This is a genomic window from Halorhodospira sp. 9621, from assembly GCF_022228055.1.
GTDB lineage: Bacteria > Pseudomonadota > Gammaproteobacteria > Nitrococcales > Halorhodospiraceae > Halorhodospira > Halorhodospira halophila_A.
In genome coordinates this window covers 23,550-34,858 of the sequence record NZ_JAJNRD010000001.1, presented here as the reverse complement: position 1 = coordinate 34,858, position 11,309 = coordinate 23,550, and the positions used below count along the sequence as shown (strand labels likewise).

Sequence of the window (11,309 nt, the reverse complement as noted above, 5' to 3'; positions counted from 1 at the left end):
ATATGCTCAGCCTCTGGTATCCGCTAGTGTGAGGCGAACCGATGCAAGAGACGGAAAACGGCCAGCAGCCGCCCGCCGACACGCCCCCCGGCGTCGCCCCGTGGGCGGTCTACATCCTTCACCTGGGTAGTCTGTTCATCGGCCTGACGGCGGTCATCGGGGTGATCATCGCCTATATGCAGCGCCGTGACGCAGCGCCTTGGGTCCAGAGCCACTACCAATTCCAGATCAACACCTTCTGGATCGGTCTGCTGATCTTCGCAGTGGCCATCATCACCATGCCCCTTTACGGCCTCGGTTTCCTGCTCGGCGTGTTCCTGACCATCTGGCTGCTCGTACGCTGTATCTACGGCATGCGTCAGCTCAATGCGCGGGAGCCGATCCCCGACCCCGAGACCTGGCTGTTCGGCTGGAGCCGGAGCGGTTAGCGGCGTGTTGCTCGGCGATCTGCCCCTACCCCGACGCCCCGCCGAGCGGCGGGACTGGTCCGGGCTGCTCGGCGCGGCCCAGCCGCTAGCCATCGCGGAAGCCGCCCGGCAGCATGACGGACCAGTCATCGCAGTTACCGGAACGCCGCAGCAGGCCGCCGCCCTGCAAGAGGCGCTCGGTTTTTTCCTGGGAGACGACGCGTCCGTGTTCGGCTTTCCGGACTGGGAAACCCTGCCCTACGACGTCTTCTCCCCGCATCAGGACATCATCTCGGAGCGTCTGCTCGGGCTCTACCGCCTGCCGGGGATGGACCGCGGCGTTCTGGTGGTTCCGGTGGCAACCCTCATGCATCGCCTGCCGCCGCGCGGTTGGCTCGAGGGTCGATCGCTGATGCTGCGTCCCGGCGACCAGCTGGAGATCGAATCCATGCGCCGACGTCTGGAGGCCGCCGGCTACCGATGCGTCCCCGAGGTCGGCGAACACGGTGAATTCGCGGTCCGGGGCGCCCTACTCGATCTCTTCCCGATGGGAGGCGAAACGCCCTATCGCATCGACCTGTTCGACGACGAGGTCGAGAGCCTGCGCCGCTTCGATCCCGAGACCCAGCGCACCACCGAGAAGGTCGACGCCATCGAGCTACTGCCGGGCCGGGAGTTCCCCACCGATGAGGACGGGGTCACCCGCTTCAGACAGGCATTTCGGGCCGAGTTCGAGGGCGATCCGGGGCGCAGCTTCCTCTATCGCGCCGTCAGCGAGGGCCGCATCCCCGGGGGGATCGAGTACTACCTACCGCTCTTCTTCGAGGAGACGGCCACGCTGTTCGACTACCTGCCGGAAGGGACCCTGTCTGTGCGTCTGGAGGGGGTCGACGAAGCGGCGGACAGCTTCTGGCGGCAGGTTCAGGACCGTTACGAGCAGCGCACTGGCGATATGGACCGTCCCCCACTGCCGCCCCGTCGAGTCTTCCTCGACGGGGACGAGCTACGCGCCGGCCTCAACCGCTGCCCCCAGGTGGCGCTGCACACCGAACCCGGGCGCGGCGCCGAGGCCGAAGTCAGCGCCCTGCCCGAGCTGGCCGCCCGGCCCCAGGCGGAAAGACCACTGGAACGGCTCGAGCACTTCCACGCCGGACACAACGGACGGGTCCTGTTCACTGCCGAGAGCGCCGGACGCCGCCAGGGGCTGCAGGAACGGCTGACCCGAGCCGGCATCGAGGCTGAGCCGGTGCGTGGCTGGCGCGAATTCCTCGACGGCGACGCGACGGCGGCGATCACCGTCGCCCCGCTGGAGAGCGGCGCGCGCATTGACGGGATGGCTATCATTCCGGAGAGCGCGCTCTACGGCGAGCGCGCCCGGCAAAGCCGGCGCCGGCGCTCCAGTGCCTCCACCGACCCGGCGGCGGTGATCCGCGACCTCTCCGACCTGCACGAGGGCGCCCCGGTGGTCCACGAGGACCACGGGGTCGGCCGCTATGTCGGCCTGCAGAGCCTCACCGTCGGGGACGTTACCACCGAATTCCTCACCCTCGAGTACGCGGGCGGCGACAAGCTCTACGTCCCGGTTTCCGCGCTGGATCGGATCTCGCGCTACACCGGGGCCGACGCCGATGAGGCCCCGCAGCACCGCCTGGGCAGCGATCAGTGGGATAAGGCGCGGCGCCGGGCGGCCAAGCGCGCCCGCGACGTGGCCGCCGAGTTGCTCGACCTCTACGCGCGGCGTCAGGCCCGGGCCGGCGATGCCTGTCTGTTCGACGACGAGGCCTATGAGGCCTTCGCCGCCGCCTTCCCCTTCGAAGAGACACCGGACCAACAAGCGGCCATCCAGGCGGTCCTTCAGGATCTGCGCTCGGATCAGCCCATGGACCGGGTGGTCTGCGGCGATGTCGGCTTCGGCAAGACCGAGGTGGCCATGCGGGCCGCCTTCGCCGGTGTGCAGGCCGGGCGCCAGGTGGCCATGCTGGTGCCGACGACCCTGCTGGCGCAGCAGCACTACCAGAACTTCGCCGACCGCTTCGCCGACTGGCCCGTGCGCATCGAGTCGCTGTCGCGCTTCACGGGCAAGAAGGGCAACGAGCAGGCCCTGGATCGGATCGCCAACGGACAAGCCGACATCGTCATCGGCACCCACAAGCTGCTCGGCAGCGAGATCCAGTTCAAGAACCTGGGGCTGGTGATCATCGACGAGGAGCAGCGCTTCGGCGTCCGGCAGAAGGAACGGCTCAAGCGCCTCCGCGCCGAGGTCGATGTCCTGACCCTGACCGCCACGCCCATCCCGCGCACCCTAAACATGTCCCTGGCGGGTATCCGGGACCTGTCGATCATCGCCACGCCGCCGGAGCGACGCCTGGCGGTGAAGACCTTTGTCCACGAATGGAACGACGGCCTCATCCGCGAGGCCTGCCAGCGGGAACTCCAGCGGGGCGGGCAGGCCTATTTCCTCTACAACGACGTCAAGACGATCGATCGCACCGCCAACCATCTGCGTGAGCTGATGCCGGAAGCGCGGATCGGTGTTGCCCACGGCCAGATGCGCGAGCGGGAACTCGAGCAGGTGATGCTCGACTTCTACCACCAACGCTTCGATATCCTGGTGTGTACCACGATCATCGAATCGGGGATCGATATCCCCACCGCCAATACGATCATTATCCATCGGGCCGATCGTTTTGGGCTCGCCCAGTTGCACCAGCTTCGCGGCCGCGTCGGGCGCTCCCACCACCGGGCCTACGCCTATCTGCTCGCGCCGCCGCCGAGCGCGATGACCGCCGACGCGCTCAAGCGTCTGGAGGCTATCTCTCAGCTCGAGGACCTCGGCGTCGGTTTCGCGCTTGCCTCCCACGACTTGGAGATCCGCGGCGCCGGTGAGCTGCTCGGCGATGAGCAGAGCGGACAGATCCAGGAGGTCGGGTTCACGCTGTACAGTCAGCTCCTCGAGCGGGCGGTCAAGGATCTCAAGGCCGGACGCGATCCGGCACCGGAGGCCGAGCTGGAGAGCGGTGTGGAGGTGGACCTGCGCCTTTCCGCCCTGCTCCCGGCCGACTACCTGCCGGATGTCCACACCCGCCTGGTGCAGTACAAGCGGATCAGCAGCGCCCGCAGCGACGCCGACCTCGAAGAGCTCCAGGTGGAGATGATCGACCGCTTCGGCCTGCTGCCCGATGCAGCACGCAACCTCTTCCGGACGGCCGCCCTCAAGCTTCGGGCCGAGGCGCTGGGCATTCGCAAGATCGAGGCCGGCCCCTCCGGCGGGACCATCCAGTTCGGCCCACAGCCCCAAATCGATCCGGCTCGCCTGGTTCAGATGGTTCAGCAGGAGCCCGACAAGTACCGCCTGGACGGGCAGCAGCGTCTCCACGTCCGTGCCGATCTCAGCGATGAGCAGACCCGCTTCGAAGTGATCGAGCGACTTCTGGAGAGGCTTCACGCCAGCGAGGAGGTGGCAGGATGAGAGGGGTGACTCCCGGCACGCGGAGACCGCGGCGCGGGCTTGCGGGCGTGGTACTGAGCGCGACGCTTCTGCTCACCGGGGGCGCGGGCGTGTCCGTGTCGGCACAGGCGGCCGAGGCGGATGAATGGTACGAGGTGGAGGTCATCGTCTTCCGGCAGTGGGAACAGGGCGGGCGCCACGCCGAGCGCTGGCCAACCCGCGCCGACCTCCCCCATTACCCGCTCTGGCAGATTCCGGCCGGATGTGGAAGCGACCAGGCGAGCCGGCGGGAACTCGGCATCGAGGACGACCCGGCCTCGGCCGAAATCGAGACCGACGATCTGGACGCCCAAGAGACCCGCCTACACTGCCTGCCCGCCGAGCGGCGGCGGTTAACCGCCCACTGGGGAGCCCTGACCCGATCCGACGCCTACCAGCCGCTGTACCACCTCGCCTGGCTGCAGCCGGGCGTCGGGCGGGACCGGGCCGTAGCGGTCCCTGTGCCCTACCACTGGACGCCGCCCACCGAGGCCGAGGCCCGGAACCAGGAACTCCGCGACCCACAGTATCAGCCCCCGGCCTTCGGGCTGATCCGCATCTATCGGGAGCGCTTCCTCCACGCCGCAGTCGATCTGCGTCTGCACTGGCGAGCGGTCGGGCGGGAGATCGATGAGGCCGAGCAGATTCGGGCCCCGCTCCACCGTATGCAAGAAAACCGCCGCATGCGCAGCGGCGAGCTCCATTACCTGGACCATCCAGCTCTGGGCGTGCTCATCATCATCCACCCAGCCGACCAACCGCCCGACGGCTGACCGAAGGCGCCCCGTTCGGGGGCCGACCGGCGACGCGTTGCGCGTCGCCGGCTTCCGTCTGGGCCGGTCGTCTAGCTCAGCGCCGCGATGATCCTGCGCACCGCCTCCATGCCGTGGAGGAGGTGATCGCGGATCTCGTCCATGGACAGCTCCGCCCCGTCGCCCATGCCGGCGGCCCAATTGGCCACCACGGCGCAGTGGGCGTAGCGCAACTCGGCCTCGCGCGCCAACGCCGCCTCCGGCATGCCGGTCATCCCCACCAGATCGCAGCCGTCCCGGCGCATGCGGCGGATCTCCGCAGCCGTCTCCAGGCGCGGCCCCTGGGTGGCGCCGTAGGTGCCGCCATCGATCGCATCGACGCCGGCCTCGCGCGCGGCGCCGAGCAGCCACTCCCGCACAGTGCCGTCGTAGGGATAGGTGAAATCGATGTGGGTAACGTGATCCAGATCCTGGTGGTAAAAGGTGGCGATACGCGAGTGCGTGTAGTCGATGATCTGATCCGGGATCGCGACCCGGCGCGGCGCGTACTCCTCCCCCAGGCCACCGACCGCCGCGACGGCGATCACCCGGTCAACGCCGACGTGACGCAGGGCCCAGATGTTGGCGCGATAGTTGACCTGGTGCGGCGGGATATTGTGGCTGTGGCCGTGGCGCGCCAAGAAGGTGACATCGTGGCCACGGAATGTGCCGTGGATCAATGGCGCCGATGGCTCGCCGAACGGAGTCCGGACCACCTCGCGACGGGTGATTTCCAGCCCCTCGAGGGAGGTCAGCCCGGTCCCGCCGATAATGCCAACACTCATCAACGCTCCTCCGTATCCGGTTCCTGTTGCGACCTTGCGGCCTGCTCGGTGCGGGCATCGATGGCGTAGATGCCATCGGCGTTGCGCCCCAGCCCCCGGCAGTCCATCCCGGCGCCGAAGACGTAGCGGTCCTCCACTTCGAGCCCGACGTAGTCGGCGCACAGCCCCTCGAACTTGCGATCGTGGCGCTTATCGACCAACACGGCGGTTCGCACCGAGCGCGCCCCGCCGTTGCGGAAGGCCTCGATGATCCCGGCCAGCGTATGGCCCTCATCCAGGATGTCATCGACGATCAGCAGGTCTCGCCCCTCCATCGGCGTCGTGGGTAGCGCATGCCACACCAGATCCTGGCCGCTGAGTTCGTTGCGGTACCGGGTGGCGTGGACATAGTCGACCTCGAGCGGGAACTCCAGGCGCGGCAGCAGCCGCCCTGCCGGGATCATCCCGCCGATCATGACGCCCAGGATCAGCGGGTTGCGCCCGCCGAGATCCTCGGTGATCTCCGCGGCCATGCGGTCCAGGGCCCGCTCGATGGCCCGCCGGTCATGGATCAGTTCGGCCCCGCGCAGATCCGGGGCATCGTCCCAAGGCATCGCAGCCCTCCTGGTACCGTTGTCTTTTACCGTTGTCGGTTTCGATGGACTCACCCCGGCGCCTCGAAGCCCGGGATCCCCTCAGTCAGCTCGCGGACCGCTGCCTGATAGGCAGCATCCTCCTGGAGTTCGGACCATGCCGGGGCCGGCCGACCATGCATACGCACCATACGCAGTCCGGATGCAGGTTCCAGCCAGCGGTCTGCCGCGACCTCGCCGAGCAGCGCCTCGGCCTGCGGCGGATCGCAGACCAGCGCTGCATCGCAGCCGGCCCCGAGGCACGCATCCACCCGTTCCAGCATGGTGCCGGCCGTCTCCGCCCCGCGCATACCGAGGTCGTCACTGAAAACGGCCCCGAGGAAGCCCACGCGACGACGCAGGATGTCACCGATCCAGCGCCGGGAGAACCCGGCGGGCCGGTCGTCCACCTCGGGGTAGACCACGTGCGCCGCCATGATCCCCGGCAGCCCGGCGGCGGCCAGGCGCTGAAAGGGTACCAGATCCCGGCGCGCGATCTCTGCCAATGGCCGCCCATCGCACGGCAGCGCAACGTGACTGTCAGCCTCAACCGAGCCGTGCCCCGGGAAGTGCTTGCCTACCGCCGCCATACCCGCCTGGCGCATACCGCGCATCCAGGCATGCCCCAACCGCGCCACCGTGGCCGGATCCCCGTGCAGGGCGCGCGCGCCAATGACGCGGCTGATCCCGCCATCGAGATCCAGCACCGGGGCGAAGCTCAGATCCACTCCGCAGGCGCGGAGCTCCGCAGCCATGACCCACGCGGTCCTCTGTGCGGTCAGCCGAGCCTGATGCGGGTCGAGATCGTTCAGGCGACCCAGCCAAGAAGCGGGGGGAAGCGGCGTGAACCCCTCGCGGAATCGCTGCACGCGCCCACCCTCCTGATCCACCGCGATCAACAGCGGCGGCTCGCGCACGGCGTGGATGTCCCGCGTAAGATCATGCAGTTGCTGCACATTCTGAAAGTTGCGGGCAAAGAGGACGACGCCACCGACGGCCGGGTGGCGCAGGAGTTCCCGCGACTGCGCGGGGAGTTCCACCCCCTCGATACCGATCATCAACGGGCCCAGCATGGCGTGCCCCTCCCTGTCGCCCCGAATCAGCCGCCCCGGGTCGGCATCGGCCGGCTCGGCCAGCGCGAACCGATCCAGACCGGGGTGCCCGCATCCACCGCGTCGAACAGCTCGATCACGTCCGCGTTGCGCATGCGGATGCATCCGTGGGAGCACGGCACACCGACAGGCTCGCTGTCCGGGCACCCGTGGATGTAGATGAACCGCTTCATGGTATCCACCGCACCGAGGCGATTCACCCCGCGCTCCAGGCCGGATAGCCACAGGATACGACTCAGGATCCAGTCACGCTGCGGGTGCTCTCGGTGCAGGGCCGGTGTCCACACCTCGCCGGTCGGGCGCCGGGCCACGAACACCGCCCGGCAGGGCTGATCGGCGCCGATGCGGGCCCGCACGGAGTGCCAGCCGCGCGGGGTCCCGCCACCGCCATGGCGCTCCCCGGGACCGCGGGCAGCCGTGGCCACCGGGAACACGCGCAGCGCGGCCTCCCCCTTGTGGAGGGTCAACCGCTGCGCCGGCAGATCAACACCCAGCCAGCGTTGCGGCAGGGCACGGCTCACCGCGCGGCCCATTGCGAGTAGGGGTTCTGGATGAGGCAGACGTTGTAGTAGCGCGGGTCATCGGAGACCTCCTCGCCGACCCAAGGGGGGCACTCGAAGTCCTCATCGGCATCGCCGAGCTCGATTTCGGCAACCACCAGTCCCGCGTTGTCGCCCTCGAAGACATCAACCTCCCACGTATGCCCCGCCCACGGCACCTCGTAGCGCACCTTCTCGATCTGCGGCCGCTCGCAGAGCTCCGCGAGCATCTCCTCGGCATCCCGCAGCGGGATCGGATACTCGTACTCACGGCGTTCCACTCCCAGGGTGGCGCTCTTGATGTTCAGCCACGCCTGCTCTCCGGCGACGCGCACACGGATCGAGGCGCGCTGCGCCCCCACCAAATACCCCTGGCGCATGCGCTGTCCGGTATCGGCATGCTCACGCCAATCATCGCCGCTGAGCAGAAACTTGCGCTCGATTTCTTGCGCCACTTCATCCTCCACTTGAACCACGTGAATGGCGTTACCATACAACCCGTAGCGTGCGCCGTCACAACGGCGCCCCCCCTCGCCGAGGACGGCCCGAGGCATTACACTATCGGCCCTTTCCGTCACGGAGGGTGTGAACCTGATGCCGAAACTCGTCCTACTGCGTCACGGCCAGAGCATCTGGAATCTCGAGAACCGGTTCACGGGCTGGTACGACGTCGACCTGAGCGATCAGGGGATCGACGAAGCCCGGGAGGCAGGCGTCGCCCTACGCGAGGCGGGGATCACCCCGCAGGTCGCCTACACCTCGGTGCTTAAACGGGCCATTCGCACCCTTTGGTTGAGCCTCGCCGAACTCGACCGCATGTGGATCCCCGAGATCAAGGACTGGCGGCTGAATGAGCGCCACTACGGTGCACTCACCGGCCTGAACAAAGCGGAAACGGCCGAGCAGTACGGCGACGAGCAGGTCCACATCTGGCGGCGCAGCTACGACACCCCGCCCCCGGCCCTGGAGCCGGACGACGAACGCCACCCGCGCCACGATCCGCGCTACGCCGATCTGGATCCGCAGCAGCTGCCGGGTACGGAGTCGCTCAAGCTGACCCTGGAGCGCGTGCTCCCCTGCTGGGAGCGCGAGATCGCACCGGCGCTGCGCCAGTACGACTGCGTGCTCATCGCCGCCCACGGCAACAGCCTGCGTGCGCTGGTCAAGCACCTCGACGGGCTGGCTGATGACGCGATCATGAAGGTCGAGATTCCCACCGGACGGCCGCTAGTCTACGAGCTAGACGACAACCTGGGCGCGCAGCGCAGCTACTACGTCCAGGATTGACCGGAGCCCCCGCCGAGGAGGCACGCCCATGGGCGACGGGTCTGGCCACAAGGATCGAGCCGCCTCACCGCTGCCCCACCTGACAGGTAGCGGCGAGGCGCACATCGTCGATATCGGCGATAAGGCGGCCACGCGACGGGTGGCCGTCGCCGAGGGCTGGATCGCCCTGTCGGAATCGGCCTTCTCGGCCCTGGAGGCCGGCAACCTGAAAAAGGGCGACGCCTTGGCCACGGCCCGCATCGCCGGGCTGATGGCCGCCAAGCGCACGGCAGAACTCGTCCCCCTGTGCCACCCCGTGGCGTTGAGTCACGCCGAGGTTACGTTGACCCTGCAGGCGGAAAGCCACCGGGTCCATTGCCGCACCCGGGTTGAAACCACCAGCGCCACCGGGGTGGAGATGGAGGCGCTCACCGCGGTGCAGACAGCCCTGCTGACCGTCTACGACATGTGCAAGGGGCTCGACCGCGGCATGGAAATTGGCGGCGTCCGTCTCGTGCACAAGCGAGGCGGACGCTCCGGGCACTGGGGCGACGATCCGGACTAGGCGCCCAGGGCATCGACCTTGGCGGCGAGGATGAAGTCGTTCTCGTGCAACCCCTCGATCTTGTGCGTCTGGATCTGCACCTCGGCGTAGCCGTAGCCGAGGAGGATGTCCGGGTGGTGATCCTCCGCCTCGGCCACTTCCGTGACCCGATTGACGAAGGCCAGAGCATCAATGAAGTTGCGGAACTTGAAACGCCGGTAGATCATCCGGGCATCGGCATCCAGGGACCACTCGGGGACCTGCGCCAGCATGCCCTCCGCCTGCTCCCGGTCCATGGGCGCCACGCCGCCCTGGCACGGCACGCACGTCTTCTCGGTCAGACTCATCTCGACTACCTCCACGGTTGACCACGGCCCTTCCCGTCCAGTGTAGGTCCCCTCCCGGGAACCGGGACACCTTAAACGGCCCGCGGGATTTGCCTACGGGACCAGGAGCGCGCGGAAGTCGTTGACGTTGGTCAGCGTCGGCCCGGTGTGCAGCAGCCCCCCGACGGCCTCAAAGAAGCCGTAGCTGTCGTTCTCCGCCAGGTGCGCCCAGGCGTCCAGCCCTTGGGCACAGGCGCGTTCCAGGGTGGCCGGATCGACCAGCGCGCCGGCGTTGTCTTCACTGCCGTCGATGCCGTCGGTATCGGCGCAGAGCAGGTGGAAGCCCGGGATCCCGTCGGCAGCCAGGGCCGCCGCCAGGGCCAGCTCGGTGTTGCGACCCCCCCGGCCCGAACCGCGCACGGTCACCGAGGTCTCGCCACCGGAGAGCAGCACACAGGGCGGCGGCACCGGCGCGCCCCAACGCCGGCAGGAGCGACCCATGCCAATCAGTACGCGCGCCACCTCGCGGGCCTCGCCCTCGATGGTGTCGCCCAGTACCAGCGGGGTCACACCATCCGCCCGGGCCGCCTGCGCCGCGGCCTGCAGGGCTGCCTGAGCCCCGGCGACCACATGGCATGACACGCGCCGCAGACGCGCATCATCGGGCCGCGGGGGTGGCTGCGCCTGCTCCAGCGCTGCGGTGACCGAGGGGTCGCAGGGCACTTGATAACGATCCAGGATTCGGCGCGCATCCTCCGGTGTCGAAGTATCCGGGCTGGTGGGGCCGGAGGCGATGGTCGCCGGATCGTCTCCCGGCACGTCGGAGATCAGCAGGGTGACGACCCGTGCCGGGTGGGCGCGCGCAGCCAGGCGCCCGCCCTTCACTGCCGACAGGTGACGGCGGACGGTGTTGATGGCATCGATCGGTGCACCGCTGCGCAGCAGGGCCCGGGTGGTCGCCTGCTTCCCAGCCAGGGTCAGCGGCGGTGCAGGGGCGGTCAGCAGCGCCGACCCACCCCCGGAGAGCAGCACCAGGACCAAGTCGTCCGACCCCAGGCCGTCGAGCTGGCCGAGCAGCTCCTGCGTCGCTTCAACACCCGCCTCGTCCGGCACCGGATGGCCGGCCTCGCGCACCACAATGCTGCCGGTAGCCATGGCGTGTCCGTACGGCACGATCACGGTGCCGCTCAGCGGGCCAGTCCAGTTCGTTTCGACGGCTGCTGCCATCGAGGCAGCCGCCTTGCCAGCGCCCACAACCACCGTCCTGCCCGCCCCGGGCTCCGGGAGCATGGGGGGCAGACAACGGGCCGGATCCACCGCCGCCAAAGCCGCCTGGAACCAACGCTCAAGCCACACCCGAGGGTCCTGGCGCTCCGCTCCCATGGCAACCTCCGCTTCCTGCAGGCCCTAGGGGGCATCTTTGCACACCTGATCCGCAAAT

12 protein-coding genes are annotated in these 11,309 nt (G+C 68.6%); 5 read left to right on the top strand and 7 right to left on the bottom strand.

The window, feature by feature from the left end; all coding sequences use genetic code 11:
* Window positions 1-41: 41 nt before the first annotated feature.
* The 3 genes from LRF89_RS00140 (at window position 42) to LRF89_RS00130 (ending at window position 4,667) form a co-directional block, all read left to right on the top strand.
* The gene (locus LRF89_RS00140; protein ID WP_201167132.1) at window positions 42-428 is read left to right on the top strand and encodes a DUF4870 family protein; all 387 of its coding nucleotides are present in this window, start codon (window positions 42-44) and stop codon (window positions 426-428) included.
* A gap of 4 nt (window positions 429-432) precedes the next feature.
* A complete protein-coding gene (gene mfd / locus LRF89_RS00135) occupies window positions 433-3,876 on the top strand; it encodes a transcription-repair coupling factor (protein WP_238636402.1) in 3,444 nt (1,147 codons plus the stop codon).
* Window positions 3,877-3,965: 89 nt separating this feature from the next.
* Window positions 3,966-4,667 (top strand): CsiV family protein, encoded by a 702-nt coding sequence (locus LRF89_RS00130; RefSeq protein ID WP_201167127.1) that lies wholly within the window; start codon window positions 3,966-3,968, stop codon window positions 4,665-4,667.
* A gap of 71 nt (window positions 4,668-4,738) precedes the next feature.
* Here LRF89_RS00130 and LRF89_RS00125 read toward each other — a convergent pair whose 3' ends face one another.
* Genes LRF89_RS00125 through LRF89_RS00105 form a run of 5 tightly spaced genes read right to left on the bottom strand, consistent with a single transcriptional unit; the run spans window position 4,739 to window position 8,187 of the window.
* Window positions 4,739-5,470 carry an S-methyl-5'-thioinosine phosphorylase gene (locus LRF89_RS00125; RefSeq protein WP_201167117.1) on the bottom strand — a complete coding sequence of 244 codons (732 nt, stop codon included), beginning with the start codon at window positions 5,468-5,470 and terminating at the stop codon, window positions 4,739-4,741.
* A complete protein-coding gene (locus LRF89_RS00120) occupies window positions 5,470-6,063 on the bottom strand; it encodes a hypoxanthine-guanine phosphoribosyltransferase (RefSeq protein ID WP_201242495.1) in 594 nt (197 codons plus the stop codon). Before LRF89_RS00120 ends, LRF89_RS00125 begins: the two co-directional genes overlap by 1 nt.
* A 50-nt stretch (window positions 6,064-6,113) precedes the next feature.
* Window positions 6,114-7,154, bottom strand: coding sequence for a beta-N-acetylhexosaminidase (gene nagZ, locus LRF89_RS00115; protein WP_201242494.1), 1,041 nt, complete (start codon window positions 7,152-7,154; stop codon window positions 6,114-6,116).
* 26 nt (window positions 7,155-7,180) lie between these two features.
* Window positions 7,181-7,726 carry a L,D-transpeptidase gene (locus LRF89_RS00110; RefSeq protein ID WP_201242493.1) on the bottom strand — a complete coding sequence of 182 codons (546 nt, stop codon included), beginning with the start codon at window positions 7,724-7,726 and terminating at the stop codon, window positions 7,181-7,183.
* Complete coding sequence (locus LRF89_RS00105; protein ID WP_201167104.1) at window positions 7,711-8,187, bottom strand: CYTH domain-containing protein; 477 nt, start codon at window positions 8,185-8,187, stop codon at window positions 7,711-7,713. Before LRF89_RS00105 ends, LRF89_RS00110 begins: the two co-directional genes overlap by 16 nt.
* A gap of 139 nt (window positions 8,188-8,326) precedes the next feature.
* Between LRF89_RS00105 and gpmA the strand changes: the two genes are divergently transcribed.
* Together gpmA and moaC are read left to right on the top strand one after the other, a co-directional pair.
* Window positions 8,327-9,019, top strand: a complete 693-nt coding sequence (gpmA, locus tag LRF89_RS00100; protein ID WP_238636401.1) for a 2,3-diphosphoglycerate-dependent phosphoglycerate mutase — start codon at window positions 8,327-8,329, stop codon at window positions 9,017-9,019.
* Between the two features lie 28 nt (window positions 9,020-9,047).
* Window positions 9,048-9,563, top strand: coding sequence for a cyclic pyranopterin monophosphate synthase MoaC (moaC, locus tag LRF89_RS00095; protein ID WP_201167097.1), 516 nt, complete (start codon window positions 9,048-9,050; stop codon window positions 9,561-9,563).
* Here moaC and LRF89_RS00090 read toward each other — a convergent pair.
* Both LRF89_RS00090 and LRF89_RS00085 read right to left on the bottom strand, forming a co-directional pair.
* Window positions 9,560-9,889: a 4a-hydroxytetrahydrobiopterin dehydratase gene (locus tag LRF89_RS00090; protein WP_201167095.1), complete on the bottom strand. Its 330-nt coding sequence runs from the start codon at window positions 9,887-9,889 to the stop codon at window positions 9,560-9,562. The genes moaC and LRF89_RS00090 overlap by 4 nt on opposite strands.
* 93 nt (window positions 9,890-9,982) lie before the next feature.
* A complete protein-coding gene (locus tag LRF89_RS00085; RefSeq protein WP_238636400.1) occupies window positions 9,983-11,251 on the bottom strand; it encodes a glycerate kinase type-2 family protein in 1,269 nt (422 codons plus the stop codon).
* Between the last annotated feature and the right edge of the window lie 58 nt (window positions 11,252-11,309).

What these genes read in the sequence shown, in the direction of transcription:
- LRF89_RS00140 (WP_201167132.1), top strand. Translation starts at nt 42, where the DNA reads ATGCAAGAGACGGAAAACGGCCAGCAGCCGCCCGCCGACACGCCCCCC.
- LRF89_RS00125 (WP_201167117.1), bottom strand. Translation starts at nt 5,470, where the DNA reads ATGAGTGTTGGCATTATCGGCGGGACCGGGCTGACCTCCCTCGAGGGG.
- LRF89_RS00120 (WP_201242495.1), bottom strand. Translation starts at nt 6,063, where the DNA reads ATGCCTTGGGACGATGCCCCGGATCTGCGCGGGGCCGAACTGATCCAT.
- nagZ (WP_201242494.1), bottom strand. Translation starts at nt 7,154, where the DNA reads ATGCTGGGCCCGTTGATGATCGGTATCGAGGGGGTGGAACTCCCCGCG.
- LRF89_RS00110 (WP_201242493.1), bottom strand. Translation starts at nt 7,726, where the DNA reads ATGGGCCGCGCGGTGAGCCGTGCCCTGCCGCAACGCTGGCTGGGTGTT.
- gpmA (WP_238636401.1), top strand. Translation starts at nt 8,327, where the DNA reads ATGCCGAAACTCGTCCTACTGCGTCACGGCCAGAGCATCTGGAATCTC.
- moaC (WP_201167097.1), top strand. Translation starts at nt 9,048, where the DNA reads ATGGGCGACGGGTCTGGCCACAAGGATCGAGCCGCCTCACCGCTGCCC.
- LRF89_RS00090 (WP_201167095.1), bottom strand. Translation starts at nt 9,889, where the DNA reads ATGAGTCTGACCGAGAAGACGTGCGTGCCGTGCCAGGGCGGCGTGGCG.
- LRF89_RS00085 (WP_238636400.1), bottom strand. Translation starts at nt 11,251, where the DNA reads ATGGGAGCGGAGCGCCAGGACCCTCGGGTGTGGCTTGAGCGTTGGTTC.